Here is a 21,215-nt window from a genome sequence, read left to right as displayed (position 1 = left end):
TCTTGTTTTTAACGAGGTTAATCAAGCACTCGGACTGCAAAGATACTGCATTAATAATACATACGGATATCTAACCTAAAAAAAAGTATATAACAATTAATAATGAATACATTTATAGGGTAAAATAGAATTACTTAAGCCGCATACTATACAGGGATGTTATTGCTGTGATATATAATATATCATCTGATATCATTATAGAGGCCGCCCGTTCCGGAACTTCAATCGTTTTGATTCGTTTTCCCTCCGGATCATAAACATAGATATCACCATTGGAGACATAGATATTACCTGCAGCATCGGTAGTTATTCCACGATCACCACGTTCAATCAGGACTGTATTGTTTTGCAGATATCCTTTATCATCTATTTCGGAACGAACAACACGTTGATGATATTCATCCAATGTATAAATCGATTCTCCTTTTCCGGCTGCAACCAATGATGAGCAACGGAATAAATCTTCATAATAGGGGATAATAGTAACGCCATCGGGGGCAATAAAACAGTTTTGCGGTTTAGTTCCTCCATAATATTCATTATAGGATATACTCCGATTTCCCAGATAATAGACTTTCTGAGGATCTTTTACCTCTGTCATAGGTATTACATCTAAAACCTTAAAGGATGCATCGGCATTGTCCGGATTTATGGAATACAATTTGGGAACATAGGTAAATCCCCATAATCCGCCGGATCCTTTCCAGCCGAAGAGAGGTTTGTTGCCGTCACGGGTATCATCATTTCTATAACCGGGTTGAGCGATATATTTTGTAACAACAATCAGATTATCATCTGTATCACAGGCCAAAGCAACAGCATCCCAAGGAAAATCAGCAATAGAGGTAATCTGTTTAGTTTTAGCATCCATCTTATATATCCTGCGCATCCGGTGCTCACAAAAATAGATATTCCCTTGACTGTCGTGGGTCAAGCCATCGATAAACTCAAAACCGGTGACGACCTGTTCCAATTTGTTTGCCTCTCCGGTTAACAGGTATTTGCGGCTTTCATTGCCTGAGATGAATAGACGGGCTAGTTCCCATTGACGCGCTTCACGACGGGTATTCACATCATACAACGTGGCATTGGAGGTAAATTTAACACGCGCATGTGCAAAATTATGTACGTTTAGCAACTCGATATTACGACAATCCCATGTCCGGATAGCGGAGGGATATGATTTCAACATACGGGAAACCCGATAGGAATAGAAGTTGGCGAACATCAGATTCTCGCAATTGATCAGATCCAACGGTTGGGAATCAATCCCTTCAGCTTCAACCTCAAACTGGAAGTCATATATTTTCCAGTTGGAAACATTCCGGAATGTCGCTTCATTTCGCAAATGATGTTCTAAAGACATCCCGTAAATACGTCCCGGTGTAGATGTATTACTGATGTATAATCCGGTAGAACTGTATTCATTGGCAGTCCAGAGATCCCGAAATGTCCCTCCACCACCTGCTGTAATCCAAAGGCTCCAATGTTGATTATCCCATGCTCTTACCGTTAGGTTATGCATATCCCGGATATTCTCAAGCGGTTTCTCCAACGGATTGGCGGCACTTTGACCGTTATAATGGAAGCGGTCTTTATCGTGCCCGCTGAACTTCACATCATACATATAAGAACCTTCTCCTGCCATCCATTTACAGTTGACAGCCCGGTAGTTATAAGCATCCGCATTCAGGTAAATCCCTGTCACAATATTCTGCCCTCCCTGGGGAGTAGTTAACTGTGCCTGAGGAGGCCCAAAACCGCTGAATGTCGGATTACCTCCTAATGTCAGGATAACAGTAGTAGCCGGATGTAAACCGATGATATTGGTCATGGGTTTTAATATCATCGGCTCTTTTACAACATACCATCCTTGAGGAATATAGATATTGGTATATTGTTCGATCGCATTCATGAAGATCTGAGTATCATCGGTAAAACCGTCTCCTTTCGCTCCCAACTCTCGGATATTTATCCAGGAATCCACCGGAGGCAGGGCAGGAGTATCACTTGCGTCTAATGCCTGGATTGTTTTTTGCGGTTCAATTTCTGCCAAACGAATAACCTCAGGTTCCTTGGATAGATCGTCCATATTAAAACCATAACAAAAACGGTTAACCTTATATCCTTTACTATTTCCTGTCACCTCTTTGTTGGTCACACGCTCTAAGGAGAAATGAGGAATATTATGACATTGGATATTCATCAAGTTGATTTGAGTTGCCGAATTCCCGGCATTGGTCAGGATTAATCCATAGTTCTTGATATTCTCAAAAATACAATCCTCCATAAACAACCTGTCCGGAGCCCCATCTTTAATTTCAACAGCGACAGGGGTATTCTTCGCATGCATCCGCACAATGGTCAATCCTCCTTCATTTGTTTGTATCGCCGCTTTGCGTTGTCCTTCAAAGTAAGAATTGAGCAACATAATCGGCCATCCCGGAGAAGATTTGACGGTATTAATGCCATAATCACCTCCAAAAAGAGCTATATTTTCCATGTGGTTCCCAGGATCGACAATACCGGAACGCCCTTTACCTATGTAAATATTTACGTTTGAAATAGAACAATGCTGGGCAAAATGTGCACGTATGGCAGACGCATTGGGATTACCATCCTCTATTTTCAGGTTGATATTCAGGATCGAACTATAAAATGTTCCGGCATTAGCATCTCCGACCGGACGTCCGGCTGTAGGAGTGCCACCAATAAACCAGAACATATATTTTCCTTTTTCCGTTTCCGGAGTAACTTCCTGGAACCCCGGAGCATTTTTTGTCAGTACAATTTGCGGACGTTTAGTCCCATATCCGATCAATCGCACTCCTGCTGGGATATAGATCGTTTGACTAATGCGATAGGTTCCCTCCGGAAGAAAAAGTATCCCATAACCCATTTCGGTTTTTTTGACATCCACTAAAGCTTGTTGCAGTGCCTCCGAAACATCGACAGAACCATCGGCTTTAATAGCATAGTGCTCCGGTGTAAAATAAAGCGCTTTCGGATCATTGGGTTTGTGTGTATACACTGAATTGTGATTTATCCCTTGCAGGATAGACAAAGGGATAAAGAAAAAAATAACAACGATTAAAAGTCGAGTTCTCATAGTATTACAAATAAGGATTATAAAATGCAAAAAAAATAAGAACTGTTATCTTATTTCTTTGCTGAGAGTTTTTCTAAGAAATAAACCAGTAAAAAGCCAATAAACATGAGTCCGAAAGCTTGCCAGATCAGTTCATTTGGCAGGATATTCGTGTCTTCCAATTTCCAAGGCCATACTTTGTTGAGCGAGCCCAGCATAAATCCGGCTAATACGGCATAAGTCATGTTTCGAAATTTACGCAACGTATAGGATAATATCCTGGAAAAACTGGTAATACCGATGGCCGCACCGCAGATAAATACGATTATTACAGGGATATTGAGCGTTTTAACAGCTTCCATAACATAATAATATTTCCCTAACAGTACTAAAATAAAACTACCGGATATGCCTGGAAGAATCATCGCACAGATTGCAATCGCACCGCTAATAAAAATAAACCAAAGCCCGTCGGGTGTCTCTGCCGGAGTAGCAACCGTTACAAAATAAGCCACTACAACACCGATGATAAAACCCAGTACGGTTTTCCAACTCCATTGCGTGATATCTTTAGAAACAATCCAGGTAGAAGCTAATACCAATCCGAAAAAGAACGACCAGACCAAAATCGGATGAGTATCTAATAAATAGGTAATCAGTTTGGCCAGTGAAAAGATGCTGATCGCAATGCCACAAACCAATGCTAGCAAAAAATTACCGTTAATCGCTTTCCAGAAAGAACCGATTTTACCGGTAAAAAGCATTTTTAGGCTTGAACCATTAATACTTTTTATAGCATCTAACAATTCCTGATATATACCGACTATAAAAGCGATTGTTCCGCCTGAGACTCCGGGTACAACATCTGCCGCACCCATGGCAATACCTTTTACAGCTAAAAGCGCATACGCTTTGAGGGATCTGTTCATGATTTTAATTACTATTGTCTTTATTATTCAGATATTCCTTTATTAATTCATCCAAAGGCATCGGTTTGGCTAATATTGGGGTCTTCAAATCAATTTTATTCAGATCAACACCCGATTTCTTCAAATATTCGATCATCTCTTTGGGAGAAGCCTGGCGATAATGGTTACTGAAATTTTTAATATCTCCCTTCGACAAATAAGCCATAGCCATATGGATATGCATAAACGGACGTGTAGGATCAAGTTCAAAAACCTTCTGGTAATATTTCAAGGCCTTATCCACTTCACCCTTTAAATAAAGATATTGCGCGGCACGAAAAAGACTTTCACTATCCTCTTCATTCTCATCCATATTTTCAAGAATATGAAACAATTGATTCGTCGTATTCATCGCCAAATCTTCTTTGCCGCTTTCCAAGTAAGTGAGTGCCAGTAAGGATAAAATACGCACATTATCGGGAAATAATCCTGCAGCATGTTGCAAAATTTCAGAAGCTTCTTGTTCCCGGTCGGTCTCTACACAACAATGGATAAAGTTGATATAGATCGTAGGATCATCAATCACCTCTTTGCCACTGACCAGCTCTTTAAGCAGCTGATAAGCCTGTTCAAAATCGTCCAGTTTGATATAACATTCGGCGATTAACGGCTGAATACGGTTATTATCTTTTTCATCCGAACTAATTTCATTGTAGATCTCAATTGCTCTTTGGTAACTCTCATTCATGTAGAGACAATATGCTTTCAGAATTTTCAGTTCTGAATCCGAATCATCACAGGTAAGCGCAAAATCGAATGCTTCGATCGCTTTGTCGAAATCGCCTTCCATGGAGTAGAGACGACCTAATGTAAACCAGTATTCATAGGAGTAAGGGTTCTTGTCAATCAATTGATTACACAACTCTATCGCATTCGACAGGTCGCCTTCCGACTCCATGATATAACAAAGTTCATCTTTGAGTATCAGATTATCCGGGAATAACAATAACCCTCTGTCGATATAATCGCGGGCATCTTTATACATCTCAAGATCATTCAGAATAGGAGCGATGTATTCGAATACAGTTTCCAGATACTCACATTGATTGGAGATTAACCATTCGGTGTATTCAACGACTTTACCATATTCTTTGGCCATACAATAACATTCCAACCGGATCAAATCAAGATCTTCATTCTTATTTTCGGCAATAAATTCAAGAGATTCCAATGCTTTTTCGATCTCATCATGATACATATATTGCCTGCATTTTTTAATTTGCAGATCAATATTTCCCGGATGAAGTCGTAAACCTAATGCCAGAACATCCTCATAATAAACATATTCATCTTCGTCTTCAAAACGATTCAACAACTCCACACATTCATCCGCATCAAAATAAGGCTCCTTATTCTCTTCACGAGCCGACAAGAAACGTTGTAATAGTTTATTAACGTCCTCTTTTTTCATATTTAAGTGTTCTTACAGTATATATCACTTATCTTTTACTTTATTCCAAGTGTCTTTTAACGGTACGGTACGATTAAAGATTAGTTTTCCGTTCTGACTATCCGGATCCAGATTAAAGTAACCGATACGCTGGAATTGAAAATGATCATACGGTTTTGCTTTGGCCAATTCTTTTTCAACCCTGCAGTTGGTTAAAACGGTCAGTGAGTCCGGGTTCAACAATTCCAGAAAATCTTTCTCCTTCTCTTCCGAGGGGTTTTCAACGCCAAACAGTCGGTCGTACAAACGTACCTCTGCCGGAAGACTATGTTCTACCGACACCCAATGCAGTGTGCCTTTCACTTTACGATCGCTATTTGACATACCGCTCTTCGTATTCGGGTCATATTCGGCATAAATTTCTTCTATTTCACCTGCGGCATTCTTTTTAACCCCCGTACACATCACAATATATGCACTTTTCAATCTGACCTCCTTGCCGGGTGTCATGCGGAAGAATTTCTTCGGTGCATCTTCCATAAAGTCGTCACGCTCAATATAGAGTTCTCTTGTAAAAGCTATCTCATGGCTGCCGGCCGACGGATCTTCGGGATTATTGACAGCTTCCATCATTTCGACCTCTCCTTCCGGGTAGTTGGTGATAATCAGTTTGACCGGATCGATAACTGCCGAAACACGCGGAGCAGTCGCATTCAGATCTTCACGTACAGCATATTCCAATAAAGCCACGTCGATAATACCATCATATTTTGTATATCCGATTTTATCGATGAAATTGCGGATAGCTTGTGGCGTAAAACCTCTGCGGCGATAACCACAAAGTGTCGGCATACGCGGATCATCCCATCCCTTGACACGTCCCTCTTTGACTAACTGAAGCAATTTTCGTTTACTCATCACCGTATAGGTCAGATTCAGGCGATTGAACTCAATCTGTCGGGGGCGGTAATTATCTTTTGTTTGTAAAAGATCTATAAAATAATCATACAATGGACGGTGTACTTCAAATTCCAATGTACACAACGAATGAGTAACTCCTTCGAAATAATCGCTTTGCCCGTGGGCAAAATCATACATCGGATAGACTTTCCATGTCGTACCAGTACGGTGGTGCGGATGTTGTGTGATAATACGATACATGATCGGATCTCTGAAATGCATATTCGAAGAGACCATATCGATCTTTGCACGTAAAATCATGCTTCCTTCGGGAAATTCGCCTTTGTTCATCCGTTCAAACAGATCCAGGCTCTCTTCTACCGGGCGATTCCGAAAAGGACTTTCTGTTCCGGGCTGAGTAGGGGTTCCTTTTTGCTGAGCAATCACCTCTGCACTTTGCTCATCGACATACGCTTTTCCCTGTTTGATCAACGTTACGGCAAAATCATACAACTGTTGGAAATAATCAGAAGCATACACCACTTCGTCCCATTGAAATCCGAGCCATTGAATATCTTCCATGATCGAATCGACATATTCCACATCTTCTTTTACCGGATTGGTATCATCAAAACGAAGTTTACAGATTCCGCCATATTTCTGAGCAATACCAAAATCCAGGCAAATCGCTTTTGCGTGCCCAATATGCAGATAACCGTTTGGTTCGGGCGGGAAACGGGTTTGTATTCTTCCACTGTTTTTCCCTTCTGCAAGATCTTTTTCTACAATTGTTTCAATGAAGTTCAGACTTTTCTTGTTCTCTTCTTCGTTCACTTTGATATCGCTCATAATATTATAATATTGTCTTTTTAAAGAGTACAAAGGTAGTTTATTTCTTGCAGATTAAAACAACATACACCCATATACATACAAAGATACATTCAATTCATTTCTTAGGGAAACATCAAGATAAAAGTCGTTTGTCCGTTTTCCGGGCGACTTTTTAATGAAAGGCTACCCCCCGAAAGCCGCATAATCTGACGGGAAACAGACAAACCAATGCCACTGCCACTCTCTTTTGTAGTAAAAAAAGGAACAAATATGTGTTCGATTTCTTCCGGTGGAATCGTGGGTCCGTTATTCGTCACTTCAATAAATACTGCCTCTTCATCATTGCAAAACGCATGGATGGAGATTAACCCGTCTGTCGATTCATTCCCAATCGCCTGCATCGCATTCTTCAAAAGATTAAGCATCACCTGAGTGATCAGATTTTCGTCGGCATATACAATCAGATCACTTGGCTCGATGTCGGTTTTTATATGGATATGGGGGAATTTATTGTGGTGTTGTGTTAATTGTACCATCCGATCGATAAATTGACCGACATAAAATAGTGAAGGATTGGGCGTCGGAATATGGGTGAAACGCCGGTAAGATTCCACAAATGAAATCAGGCTTTTCCCCGTTGTACTAATCACCTCAAGTCCGTTTTTTATTTCTTTGTTAACATCCTTATGCATAGACAATAAAGTATCACTTAATGAAGTGATAGGTGTAATCGAATTCATCATCTCATGGGTTAAAACACGGGTGAGACGTATCCATGAATCTATTTCTTTATCATCTAATTCACTGTTAATATCGTTGATGGCTATAATCCGTACATGTTTATCCTGCAGGGTCATTTCTGAGACACGAATGGATAGATGAACAGTGCCCCGTTCATTGACAAACGATACCTGATGTTTATCTCCGGGACGGATAGTCGAAATAACCTGTTCCAATTCCGGGTCGATTCGCCCCAACTGTTTGGCATGGGTAAATACGGTCATTCCAAGCAGACGCAATGCCTCATTATTTGTTTGATAAATTGTCCCTTTATCATCGATCACAATAATCCCGGTATTGACCGAATTCATGATTAATTCATAATATTTCTCCTGTTGGATGGTGTCGGCTTTGGCCTGAAACAAGATTTGAGTCACGCGGTTCAGTGACTCACTGACCAGTTTATCATTCGACGAACGTCCACTGGTGGCATACTGGAAAGCGTAATCACTATTATCGATCGCATCAAACATAAAAGCAACCTTTTGGGCATTCCGTTTGTAGAATCTTCGCATCATCCATATTGAAATCAACCATATAACCGTCAGAAAAATAAACCAGCCCCACATTTTCATAAGGGCGCAACAGGTCATTCCTGCCGTACAAACCACCAGCAGTATTATGCGAAGTGTCAGACTGTTGCTAAATCGATTGAACATATCCGGTTACAGTTCGTAACGTTTGATTTTGTTGTAAAGGGTTTGCCTGGAGATACCCAACTGACTGGCTACCTGAGACAGATTACCACCATATTTCTCCATCGCACTTTTAATCATTTGGTATTCCATTTCCTCCAAAGTAGTCGCTTCTTTTTGATGAACAGTATGATGTTTGGAGGAGAAATCGAAATCGTTAACATCCAACACCGAAGAATCACTGATTATCACCGCTTTTTCTACCGTATGTTCCAGTTCGCGTATATTGCCGTACCAAGGTTGATCTTTCAGTTTTTCTTGAACTTCCGGCGTTAATTTCACCGGCGCTTTTCCATATATATTCACATATTTTTTCAGGAAAATTTCTGTAAGTGGAAGAATATCTTCCGGCCTTTCGCGAAGAGGAGGTATTTTGACATGAATGGTATTTATCCGGTACAACAGGTCTTCACGGAATAATTCTTTATGTACCATCTCCTGCAGATCACGATTAGTCGCACTTATTAAGCGGATATTTACCGGAACCGGTGTGTTACTTCCCACACGAACGATACTCCGGTTTTGAAGTGCTGTTAACAGTTTTGCCTGTAGATGATAAGGTAAATTCCCGATTTCATCCAAAAAAAGTGTCCCATTATCCGCTGCTTCAAATTTCCCGGCCCGATCGGCTCTGGCATCGGTAAAAGCACCTTTTATATGGCCGAATAATTCACTCTCAAACAAGGTTTCGGTGATTGCGCCCATATCAACGGTGATAAGCGCTTCCTTCTTGCGGGTAGATTGTAGATGTATTTCACGGGCTAACATCTCTTTCCCGGTACCATTCTCTCCGGTGATAAGTATATTCGCATCAGTCCGAGCCACTTTATCGACAAGCATACGTAGATTTTGCATCACGTTGCTTTTTCCCCAGAACATACCGCTCTCTTTTGATATCACTTGTTTTTCATCTTTCCCGCCGCTTTTCCCCGAACGTAAAGTATATGCCAATTGTATGGTCTCGATCAATTTGGCATTATTCCAGGGTTTTACAACAAAATCGGCAGCACCTTCCTTGATACCGCGTACAGCCAGGTCGATATCTGCATAGGCCGTAAATAAAACCACCGGAAGAGTAGGGTACTCTTTTTTGATTTCATTCAACCAGAATAACCCTTCATTTCCGTTATTGATTCCGGCACTGAAATTCATATCCAATAATACAACATCTACCTGCTCGTTATGTAAAATCGTTTTTATCCGGTTAGGAGTAGACAGGGTAATGACCTTTTCAAAAGAAGTCGTCAACAACATCTGTACTGCAGTCAGAATGCCTTTATTATCATCAACAACGAGAATTGTACCTTGTTTAGCCATCTGTTTTTCAAATCAATTAAATCATCGTACAAATATAATCGGTCTGATTTACACATCCTATGGATTGTCAAATTATTGGACATCAATAACTGCATTAATTTTCGAAGAAGAACTCCTGTCCAATTTTTTGACACATAAATCTCATTCAGGGCATTTTGTACGCTTTAATATTTGTACAGTTACAATCTATTTTCTATACCATCCTATGGATATAATAGAAGCATACTGTTCACTTTTTTGTTAGACCTACCTCCGTTTTCTGTTAGAGGTACGTCTAAATGAATTTAGAGGTAGGTGTAAATCCGTTTAGAGGTACGTCTAAAATAATTTAGAGGTACCTCTAACAAAAAAGTGTTATAAGAGTTGTAAATAAATCGATGAGATCGTACAATAAATCGATCGAAAAGCTGTCAAAATCTTTTACATACCTGTCCATTTTTTTGACACTCTTTTATGTGGCTATTTAGCGTAATTGACTGAATCACATACAAATATGTTTTTGGCATATGGTTTGCACCTTACTATACATATAAAATAAAAATGCAATGAAGAAAATAACTTACATCACCTGTATGGTCTTTGGACTAATGTTGAAAGGACAGGCACAAGAGAAAGTCTGGACATTGGAGGAGTGTATGCAATATGCTGTTGATCATAGTCCGAAAGTACATATAGAAGAACATACACATAATACCTATAAGGCTGAACATGCCCAATCCATCGCCTCTTTTTTACCCGCTATCTCAACACAGGTCAGTGCTGGTTATGGGTTTGGACGAAGTGTCGACGACAACTATAACTACACCAATACAACGAACTTTTCGAACGGTTACGAAGCCTATACCAATCTGACGCTTTTCAGCGGTGGTCAATTGATCAACGGATGGCGCTTGGCACGGGTGAATGAGAAGTTAGGAAAAAATGATATTCAAAAAGCCAAAGATGATCTGGCGATAAAAGTGATGGCTGCTTATGTTGATGTTTTGTATTACGAGGGAACCTCACGGTATGCTGCGGAAAAACTGGAAGAGAGCACCCGCAATTTTTATAAAGTCACCCGTGAACAGGAGTTAGGCTTGAAAGGAAAAGCGGATGTTGTTCAATTGGAAGCCCAGGTCGCGGAAGATGATTATTTTCTGACCAATCAACAGAACCTCTATAATACCTCCCTTTTAACGTTGAAGGATTATATGAATTTCCCGTTTGATGAAAAATTTCAGGTGGATACCACTTTAATAAATGATGTCTCTCTTCCGGCAAATGATCAAATCGATGATATCCTTGATTTTGCATTGGAAAATAACCCCACCGCCCTACAACTAAAACATAAACTGAAAGCATCTCAAATGCAACATTTAATCGAAAAGGGTAAATTATTACCGACAATCTCTGTGAGTGCGGGTATATACACCGATTATTATAAAGACTTGAAATCAAAGGATACACAAGTCCCTTTTTCCGATCAGCTGTCGAATAAACGCAGGGAATACATTACTTTTCGTTTGAGTTTCCCGCTGTTTGACGGATTAAGAAAAATTACGTCTGTCAAACGCGCCCGAAATAATGTCAGAATAGTACGTGAACAACAGACAGAGACGATCCGGCAACTGCAAACAGCTATTGAGAAAGCAGTACTCGACCGCGAAGGGTATGCCAAAGAGATGATACAAATGGAGAAAAAAACAACTTCTGATCAGTATTCTTATCATGTGACATTACGGAAATTTGAAGAAGGACTGATGAGTCCGCTCGATCTGCAGAACAGTTCGAATATTCTGCTTCAATCTCGTGCGAATCTGCTTCAGCGGAAATTGATGTTCCTGATTAAGTGCAAAGAAGTGGATTATTACAAAGGCGAACCTCTTGTTAAATAGATCAACATACAACATAGAATACTTACAACTAAAAAACAAATAAAAAAATAGAGTCATGGATATTAAATTAGAAAAAAAGAAAGGAATTCGGAAAAAACATATACCCTATATAATAGGTGGTGTATTATTTCTTTTTTTATTGGGATGGATCATTTTCGGTGATCATTCATCAACCTTACGGGTGGATGCAAGAGGGATTAGTATCGGAGAAGTGAGTCGATCGCAATTTAATGATTTTGTCCGCGTAGATGGACAGGTTCAACCGATTACGGTTGTACAACTCAGTCCTGAAGAAGGAGGTATTGTGCAGGAAAAAGTAGTAGAAGAAGGTAGTCAGGTCAGAAAAGGGGAGGTGATTGTGCGTCTGTCCAATTCACAATTAGATCTTTCTATACTCGGATCAGAAGCCAGTTTAACGGAACAGATGAGTATCTTCCGCAATACACAGATTCAGATGCAACAAGCCAAACTGGATAATGAGAAGATGAAATTACAATTGGATCTTGAAGTCAACCGCAAACGCCGTACAGCTGATCAGAACAAGAAACTGTATGGAGAAGAGTTAATCTCCCGCGAAAATTATCTTCAGGCTCAGGAAGATTATGACCTGGCCGTTAAACAATATGGATTAGTGATAGAGCGTATTTACCAGGATTCGATCTCCCGGGCATTACAACTGGGACAGATGGAAGAACAGCTGGAGAGTATGCAAACAAACCTTCGGTTGGTACGTCAGCGTAGGGAAAACCTCAATATCCGCTCCCAGATCGATGGTGAATTAGGTCTTTTGGATGTGGTGTTAGGACAGAATATCTCTTCCGGACAGAAAATCGGTCAGGTCAACGACCTTTCTGATTATAAAGTGGAAGCGATGATTGATGAGCATTATATCGACCGGGTAAGAGCTGGATTGAATGCGACATTCGAACGACAAAGTGCCAGTTTTGCCCTGACTATCCGCCGGGTATTCCCCGAAGTGCGTGAAGGGAAGTTTCGCACCGAGTTTATTTTTACCGGCGAACGTCCGGATAATATCCGTTCGGGACAAACCTATTATATCAATCTGGAATTAGGGCAACCGACCGAGAGTATCATCATACCCAAAGGCACATTCTTCCAAAGTACGGGAGGAAGCTGGATTTTCGTACTGGATAAAGACGGTAAAAAAGCGCATCGTCGTCAGATCCGTATCGGTCGCCAGAATCCGCAATACTACGAAGTATTGGAAGGCTTGGAGGCAGGCGAACAGGTCATTGTGTCCAGTTATGAAAGCTACAAAAACAACGAAGTCTTAGTTTTGGAATAAAAGAAAAAACACTCATGATAAATGCAGTATTAATACGGTCGTTATTCAAAAAAGGCAAGAGTAATTTGATGAAAATATTCACTCTGGGAATAGGCTTGTCCATGGGATTAGTTTTGATTGCCAAAGTATATTTCGAACAATCATATGACGATTTTTATCCGGAGAAAGAGTCTATCTATCAAATACAAGTGAATTATGTGACATTGGAAGGCGAAAAAGATCCATTAAAACGTATCAGCGGTGGTGTTGCTGTTGGCATGAAGGAGATGATTCCTGAAGTAGAAGCTGCCACTCGTTTTACTGCATTAAACGGTGATGGAGTCTTCTTTACAAAAGACCGGAAAAAGATAAAAAGCCAACCTATATTAGCAGATACTTGTTTGTTTGATCTCTTTCCCCGTCCGGTATTGGCCGGAGAGGTGAAAGAAACCTTAAGACGCCCTTTATATGCCTTGGTATCCCGTAAGATCGCGGAACATATGGGGGGAGTCAGCCAAGCGGTGGGGCAAACATTTCAATTTGATAATTTCCCGGGCAAGGTTCTGACTGTCGGTGGTGTCTTTGAGGATCTTCCGGAAAATACACACATGGCATACGATCTGATTATTTCGATGAATTCGATCTCCAACTTCATGTGGGACGGATCATTGGGCTGGACTGGGAACGAACGTTATTCGGCGTATATAAAAGTGGTACCGGGAGTTGATCCTGTATCATTTACGGATCGGATACAGGTTATGAAAGAAAAATATTTGCCGTTGGAACGCTTGAAAGAAGTTGGAGTTTCCATTGATTATAGTTTTCTTTCTTTATCGGAAGTACATAGCGGCGATCCGGAAGTGAAACGCATAATGCTGCTTCTCTCTTTACTGGCTTTTGCTTTGTTGTTTACTGCAATTATGAATTATGTCATGATTGTAATTTCCTCATTAGTGAACCGCTCGAAAGAGATGGCTGTCTATAAGTGTTACGGAGCGTCGGAGAATAATATCCGAAATCGAATGTTGATGGAAACATTTGTTGATCTGGTCGTTTCTCTATTCTTGGCCTTTCTCTTGATTTTTGCTTTCAGGGGGGTGATTCAAGATTTGATAGATACGTCGATCACGGCCTTATTTACCTGGCAAAGTAGCATGTTATTACTGGGGGTCTGTCTACTTGTTTTTTTAGTATCCGGATTAATTCCGGCGTATCTGTTTGCACGTATACCGGTAGCGGTGGCATTTCGTCATTTTACCGAGAGCAAACGCTTATGGAAACTGGGACTTCTTTTTTTACAGTTTATCGCTGCCGGATTTTTCGTTACATTATTATTATTTATCGGACGGCAATATAATTATATGATTAACAATAATCCGGGTTATACCTATGAAAATCTGGCTTATTGTGATCTGTCTGGTGTTGATCCGGCTCTTCGGCAGAAGGCTGTTGATGAAGTGGGGCGTTTGGCCGAGGTAGAAGCTGTAACGACTTTTAGCCATTTACCCTTTTATTGGGGCAGTGGGAATAACATCGGACTGCCGGATGATGATCGTGATTTGTTTAATATCTCCGATCAGTATTGGGTAGGTAATGGTTATTTGAATATGCTGGAGATCCCCATCATAGAGGGGCAATATTTCCGTGAAAATGTGACTGTATCAGATGAAGTCATGGTGAGCCGGAGTTTTGTCGATAAAATACTGTCGTATACCGGTTGGCAGGATGGAGTAATAGGCAAGAGTATTTATGTGAGTGAGCATAGCAATGGTAAAGAATATTTATTTACCATTTGTGGGGTGTATGAAGAGTTTATGGTGGGAACAATCGGTTCTCATGATACTCGTCCGACCGTTCTTTTCTATGATACAAAATGGCCTCCTATGCTTTTAATTAAATTCTATAACCTGACTCCCGAAGGGATCCAAAATATCAATGATCTGTTAAATGGTTTAATGCCGACGAAAAATATAGAGACCTATTCTTTTGCTGGTGAAATGTTAGGCCGTTATCATGATTCGGAGTTATTCCGTAATCAGGTATTATTGGGTGGACTGATCACTCTATTGATCTGTCTGATTGGATTGATCGGGTATACCAATGATGAGATGAGCCGTCGGAAAAAAGAAACAGCTATCCGTAAAGTGAACGGGGCAACAATTCTGAATATCCAGACCTTATTCCTGAGCGATATTTCCCGTATGGCTATACCTGCTCTATTATTCGGTGGGGGCATTGGCTATTTTGTGCTGACAAAGTGGTTAGAACAATTTGCAGATAAAGTATCTCTTTCTGTCATATACTTCTTGTTATGTGGACTGTTTGTATGGGCTATTATCCTTGTTGTGTCCGGTGTAAATTGTTACCGGGCGGCAACAGCCAATCCGGCAGATAGTGTGAAGAGTGAATAAAAAGCTGTTTTTTGAACAATTTAAAAAATCAAATATGTACAATCTACTAAACATCAAATCTTTTCTCAAGTTCCTGAGTAAAAGTAAGGTTTTTACTGCGATCAATGTTTTTGGGTTATCCGTTTCGTTGATGTTTGTCATCTTGATCGCAGTGTATGTGATACAGGGACTTTCGACGGACAAGTTTCAGGAAAAAGGCGATCGCATCTATGCGCTGGGAAATGAAAATAATATCGGATCTGCCTGGCGAATAGGGGAACGTATGGCTGAACACTATCCGGAGATTGAAAAGATGTGTCCGATGGTTAACCGGTCGGATGCTCCTGTTTTTGTGGGCGAAGAGAAGTTTAAAGCCGATTTGCTCTATACAGATACGACTTTCTTTGATATGTTTACTTTTCCGTTGCTTCAGGGGGATTATCGCACGGTATTGGAAGTCAAAGAGTATGCGGTTATCTCCGAAACGTTTGCCCAAAAAGCCTTCAGCGATCGTGATCCGCTTGGCCAATATATCAAGATCAACGATTCGGTGACCGTAAAAGTGAATGGGATTATGAAGGATATTAAGAACTCCACCATCCCGTATAGCGATATCGTCGTTAAAATAAATAATATCCGTTTTACGAACCCTGCGCTTGATTCCGAATTTGGAAATAATGCCGCAGGCTGTCAGGTCTTTTTTCAAGTCATAGAGGGGACTGATATCCAATCCAGAACGGAAGATATGGCTCAGTTTTTGAAAGAGATCTTTTGGATTTATAAACGGGAACTTATACAGAAGGTCGTATTAATACCTTTAAAAGAGACCTATTTTTCGGACATAAGATATACCATCGGATTCGAACAGGGCGATTGGACATTCGTACTGGTCTTTATGTTGGTCGGCATTCTGATTCTGATCTTTGCTGTAATCAATTATATTAACCTGACCGTGGCGCAAACCGGTTCGCGGGCCAAAGAGATGGCAACTCGCCGGCTGTTAGGGTCTTCTCGCGGAGAGTTGTTTATGCGTTTGATTTTGGAATCTACGCTTTTGTGTCTGATTTCATTTGTATTGGGTGTTTTGTTGGCTTTTGCCGTATTGCCTTATGCCAACGATCTATTACAAGTGACAATCGACCTTAAAGGTAGTTTTACTTTTACAAATTCTCTTTTCGCAGTGCTTTTGATCGTGGGTATAGGGTTTGTTTCCGGACTTCTTCCCGCGACGATTATATCCAATTCAAAACCGATTGATATTGTAAAGGGTGGATTCCGGACAAAGACTAAAATGGTGTTCAGCAAGGTGTTTATTACCTTCCAGAATATCATTACCATCATGCTGCTGGCAGCATCGTTGACCATGATCTTGCAAATCAATCACATGATCAATGCGCCACTGGGATATAATAAAACCAATATTATGTATGTCCCTACTTATCAGTTTGAAAGCCGGGAGAAAATAAATACGTTTACAAATGAGTTACGACAATTGGCATCAATAAAAAGAGTGGCCTTGGCACAAGGTAGTCCGTTCGACAGAGGGAACAACTCGACCGTTGTTTATGAAGATAAAAATATCTCCTTTCAATTCTTAATAGGGGATAGTACGTATTTCAATATGCTGGGCTTTGAGATCATTCATCAAAACAGTGCGACATCAGGATCTCAATTTTACCTGAATGAACAGACACTTGTCGAAACCGGTTTACCGATGGATGTGACGGAACTTAAATTGTGGGAAGAGGGTGATCCGTACATCATAGCCGGTATAGTCCGTGATTTTCAGTTAAGTAATATTTTACACCGGAAACAACCGGTGATAGTCGAAGTGCGTAAATCCGAAGATATATATCCCTGGAACGCGATGGTTGAAGTGCAGGGGGATCCTTTTGTGGCTCGCGATCAGATCAAAGAAGTGTATGAGCGGATTTCTCAATTGGAGTTTACCGGGAAATATGTGGATCAACAGATCGAAGATTCCTACGAAGAACAGACGCGTATGGCTAAATTAGTCGTTGTTTTTACGATTATAGCTATTCTTATTTCATTGTTGGGACTATTGGCTATGTCGACCTATTTCATTCAGCAACGCTCGCGTGAAGTCGCTGTACGTAAGGTATTCGGATCAACCAATGCACAGGTGCTTAACCGGCTGATTTGGCGATTCCTGAGTTTTGTGTTAATCGCTTTTGTCGTTGCGACTCCGATTATATGGTATATTATGAAAAAGTGGTGGTTATCCGATTATTCTTATCATATATCACTAAGTCCCTGGATTTTTATTGCAGCAGGTGTTTTCTGTTTGTTGGTCTCATTCGTTTCGGTATTCTGGCAGAGCCAAAGAGCAGCAAATACGAATCCTGTGAATAGTATTAAAAGGGAATAAAGCGTGTTTGTAAGAACGCTTTACAAGATATTTTTGTCTAAATTTTATACATACTTGTCAAAAAATTGGACAATAAGAAATGAGACGAGAATATTATTAGACTGATAAACAATGATATATTATATTTGGCACACTCTTTGGTTTATCAGAATAAAAGATTATAATTATTAAAACATACAACCATGATTAAAATTGAAGGTTTAAGTAAGTTTTTCCGGACGGAAGAAGTGGAAACAATTGCTTTGAATAAAGTATCATTAGAAGTAAAAGACGGTGAATTTGTGGCTATTATGGGCCCATCTGGTTGTGGGAAATCAACCTTGCTGAATATATTGGGATTATTAGACAATCCATCCGAAGGGGATTACTACCTGGGAGAACTGGAAGTCGGGCATTTAAAAGAACGGGAACGGACACAGGTGCGTAAAGGTAATATCGGTTTTGTATTCCAGAGTTTTAACCTGATCGACGAATTGAATGTGTTCGAAAACGTGGAACTTCCGTTAACTTACCTGAAGATTAAAGCTGCGGAACGGAAACAAATGGTCACTGAAATATTAAAACGAATGAATATTAGTCATCGTGCTGCCCATTTCCCACAACAGCTTTCAGGAGGTCAACAACAACGTGTTGCCATAGCCCGTGCGGTTGTTTCCAACCCGAAGATGATCCTTGCTGATGAGCCGACCGGTAATCTGGATTCTAAAAACGGGGCAGAGGTGATGCAATTACTAACTGAACTGAATAAGGAAGGAACGACCATTATTATGGTAACCCACTCCAAACATGATGCAAGTTTTGCTCACCGTGTCATCAACTTGTTTGATGGTAGCATTGTCTCTTCGGTAAGCGAATTTATTTGATTTGTTGGTTTTAGTTTAATTGAGAATTTAAGATTAGTTTAATTGGGTACATCTTACCTGTGAAGATAAGATGTACTTACAACCTTTATATCCTAAAAAGATGAAAACAATCCTACGAAACTTCCAGAATATATTAAGACGGTTTAAAACAGCAACATTTTTAAATATCGCCGGATTATCAGTTGCCTTTAGTGTCTTTATCATTATAATGATGCAGATTGCTTATGATCTGGGATTTAATAAATCCGTAAAAAACGCAGATCGTATTTTTCGGATTGAGACTGTGATTGATGGGGAGCATTATGCGATTACATCCCGGCCATTATTGGAAAACCTGTTAAAGGATTCTCCACATATAGAAGCAGGCGCTATCGTTTCGGCTATGCAGGCATCTGTCAATAATAGCTTTTTCTATGTCGAACAAAATAGGAGTAAAGATTGGTACTCGGAGAAAGTGATAGATGTGTCTAAAGGGTTTCCGGATGTTTTTCAGTTTGAGATGACAGAAGGACTGTCCAATGCTATAGAACAACCGAATACGGTGTTGATTCCTGAGAGTATGGCCCGGAAAATGTTTGGTAATAATATGGCCTTGAATAAGCTATTGATCGGAGAAACATTTCGTTGGACAATCGGCGGGGTATACCGTGATTTTCCGTCAAACACCTCCGTGGCCAACGTCATCTATAAAGAGATTAACCCGGAAAAAGACATTACCGAATGGAATAATTTAAATTATGAATCGTATCTACGTTTAGATCATCCTTCTTCTGCAGAAATACTTGAACTTCACATTGCTGAGCAGTATAAAGGCCAATGGGAAGAATCCGGAATGAATATAGAATGTCATTTCACTCCATTTACGCAGATCCATTTTAATACAAATATGCAATTTGACACAGTCAATAAAACCAGTAAATCGACATTACTTGTATTAGTGGGTATTGCTTTTGTCATTTTGCTGATTGCAACGATTAATTTCACGAATTATAGTGTTGCACTAACACCTCTACGTATTAAAAGTATCAATACGCAAAAAGTGTTGGGGGCATCAGAAAAAGGACTCAGAGGCTCATTAGTAACAGAAGCTGTCGGAATATGTTTTATATCCTGGCTGATTGCCATTGGTTTAGTTCATTTATTATCCCTTTCTTCTTTGAATACATTACTGGATATTAATATTGCGTTGTTCGACCATATTCAACTGGTGGTGATTGCCGGAATAATGGCATTGGTTGTTGGACTTTTTGCCGGAATTTATCCTGCCTACTATATGACCTCTTTTACTCCTGCTCTGGTATTAAAAGGTAGTTTTGGTTTATCCCCTAAAGGTCGCAAATTACGTAATTCATTGATGGGAATACAGTTTGTTACCTCATTTGTTTTAATTGTTGTCGCCATGTTTATGTATCTGCAAACAAGATATGTACATACAACATCTTTAGGATACAATAAAGATCAGATCATCATTACAGATCTGAATAATGATATCCGAAAATCCCAGGAAGCTTTCGAAAACGGACTTTTGGCATTTTCTAATATCGAGAGTGTTGCTTTGGCTGGTGATCTGTTATCAAGTTCCGATTATTATTCTAAATGGTCGCGAGAAGTGAAAGGAGAGAATTATATGTTTCAGGTATTAGCGGTTGATCTGAACTTTCTTAAAACAATGGATATTCAATTAACAGCCGGAAGAGATTTTGTTAAAAGCGATCGGAATGAAGGGGAAAAATCATACTATATTTTTAATGAATCGGCCCGGCGCGAATTTGGTTTTTCTGTAGGGGATAAATTGTCTAATGGTGAAGTAATTGGTTTTATACCGGATATTAATGTCACTTCCTTACGACATAAAATAGAACCTATGGCTTTTATCCTTATCAACGACTATTATTTTTCCGGGAATAAATGGGCGTATATACGCGTAAAAGCGAATACGGATATGTCGGCAGCCATTGCTCATGTCAAAAGTACATTAAATAGTCTTTCTCCGGAATATGCTTTTAATGTAAGATTATATGACGATATACTTCATCGTTTATATGAAAAAGAACAAAACATGACCTCATTGATCACTTGGTTCAGTCTGATAGCCGTATTAATTTCTATCGTAGGTGTTTTCGGACTGGTGGTGTTTGAGAGTGAGTATAAACGAAAAGAAATCGGTATCCGAAAGGTATTAGGTTCCACTACCGGAGAAATTTTATCGATGTTTAACTCCCGTTACGTACAAATATTAACGATCTGTTTTGTGATTGCAATACCGATTGCAGTGTATGTCATCCGTATTTGGCTGGAGAACTTTGCATATAAAACACCGGTGTATTGGTGGGTGTTCGCACTTTCGTTTCTGTTAGTGACTATGATAACAACAGCAACGGTTACTTTCCAAAGTTGGCAGGTTGCCAATGCCAATCCGGTAGATAGTATTAAAACCGAATAATA

General features: G+C 40.0%; 12 protein-coding genes. 6 read left to right on the top strand and 6 right to left on the bottom strand.

Features of this window, described 5'->3' with window-relative positions:
* Positions 1 to 130: 130 nt before the first annotated feature.
* The 6 genes from M2135_RS01650 to M2135_RS01625 form a co-directional block, all read right to left on the bottom strand.
* The gene (locus M2135_RS01650; protein ID WP_280746834.1) at positions 131 to 3,031 is read right to left on the bottom strand and encodes a glycosyl hydrolase family 28-related protein; all 2,901 of its coding nucleotides are present in this window, start codon (positions 3,029 to 3,031) and stop codon (positions 131 to 133) included.
* Between the two features lie 128 nt (positions 3,032 to 3,159).
* Entirely contained in the window at positions 3,160 to 4,017 is an 858-nt protein-coding gene (locus tag M2135_RS01645) for a DUF368 domain-containing protein (RefSeq protein WP_280746833.1), read from the bottom strand.
* Between the two features lie 4 nt (positions 4,018 to 4,021).
* The gene (locus M2135_RS01640) at positions 4,022 to 5,467 is read right to left on the bottom strand and encodes a tetratricopeptide repeat protein (protein ID WP_280746832.1); all 1,446 of its coding nucleotides are present in this window, start codon (positions 5,465 to 5,467) and stop codon (positions 4,022 to 4,024) included.
* A gap of 24 nt (positions 5,468 to 5,491) precedes the next feature.
* On the bottom strand, positions 5,492 to 7,195 hold the full coding sequence (locus M2135_RS01635) for a glutamine--tRNA ligase/YqeY domain fusion protein (protein ID WP_280746831.1): 1,704 nt from the start codon (positions 7,193 to 7,195) through the stop codon (positions 5,492 to 5,494).
* A gap of 104 nt (positions 7,196 to 7,299) precedes the next feature.
* Positions 7,300 to 8,550, bottom strand: coding sequence for an ATP-binding protein (locus M2135_RS01630; protein ID WP_280746989.1), 1,251 nt, complete (start codon positions 8,548 to 8,550; stop codon positions 7,300 to 7,302).
* 72 nt (positions 8,551 to 8,622) lie between these two features.
* Positions 8,623 to 9,969 carry a sigma-54 dependent transcriptional regulator gene (locus tag M2135_RS01625; protein WP_280746830.1) on the bottom strand — a complete coding sequence of 449 codons (1,347 nt, stop codon included), beginning with the start codon at positions 9,967 to 9,969 and terminating at the stop codon, positions 8,623 to 8,625.
* A 545-nt stretch (positions 9,970 to 10,514) separates the two neighbouring features.
* Between M2135_RS01625 and M2135_RS01620 the strand changes: the two genes are divergently transcribed.
* The 6 genes from M2135_RS01620 to M2135_RS01595 all read left to right on the top strand — a co-directional run bounded on the left by M2135_RS01620 (position 10,515) and on the right by M2135_RS01595 (position 21,213).
* Positions 10,515 to 11,843 carry a TolC family protein gene (locus M2135_RS01620; RefSeq protein WP_280746829.1) on the top strand — a complete coding sequence of 443 codons (1,329 nt, stop codon included), beginning with the start codon at positions 10,515 to 10,517 and terminating at the stop codon, positions 11,841 to 11,843.
* Positions 11,844 to 11,898: 55 nt separating this feature from the next.
* Positions 11,899 to 13,149 carry an HlyD family efflux transporter periplasmic adaptor subunit gene (locus M2135_RS01615; protein ID WP_280746828.1) on the top strand — a complete coding sequence of 417 codons (1,251 nt, stop codon included), beginning with the start codon at positions 11,899 to 11,901 and terminating at the stop codon, positions 13,147 to 13,149.
* Between the two features lie 68 nt (positions 13,150 to 13,217).
* A complete protein-coding gene (locus tag M2135_RS01610) occupies positions 13,218 to 15,539 on the top strand; it encodes an FtsX-like permease family protein (protein WP_280746827.1) in 2,322 nt (773 codons plus the stop codon).
* Positions 15,540 to 15,573: 34 nt separating this feature from the next.
* Positions 15,574 to 17,907, top strand: coding sequence for an ABC transporter permease (locus tag M2135_RS01605; RefSeq protein WP_280746826.1), 2,334 nt, complete (start codon positions 15,574 to 15,576; stop codon positions 17,905 to 17,907).
* Between the two features lie 182 nt (positions 17,908 to 18,089).
* Complete coding sequence (locus tag M2135_RS01600) at positions 18,090 to 18,770, top strand: ABC transporter ATP-binding protein (RefSeq protein WP_280746825.1); 681 nt, start codon at positions 18,090 to 18,092, stop codon at positions 18,768 to 18,770.
* A 100-nt stretch (positions 18,771 to 18,870) separates the two neighbouring features.
* Positions 18,871 to 21,213, top strand: coding sequence for an ABC transporter permease (locus M2135_RS01595; RefSeq protein ID WP_280746824.1), 2,343 nt, complete (start codon positions 18,871 to 18,873; stop codon positions 21,211 to 21,213).
* Positions 21,214 to 21,215 lie beyond the last annotated feature (2 nt).

It is taken from the genome of Parabacteroides sp. PF5-9 (genome assembly GCF_029893105.1).
Classification (GTDB): domain Bacteria; phylum Bacteroidota; class Bacteroidia; order Bacteroidales; family Tannerellaceae; genus JARXWG01.
Note: the sequence above shows the minus strand (reverse complement) of the source record. Positions and strands in the feature narration are given on the sequence as shown.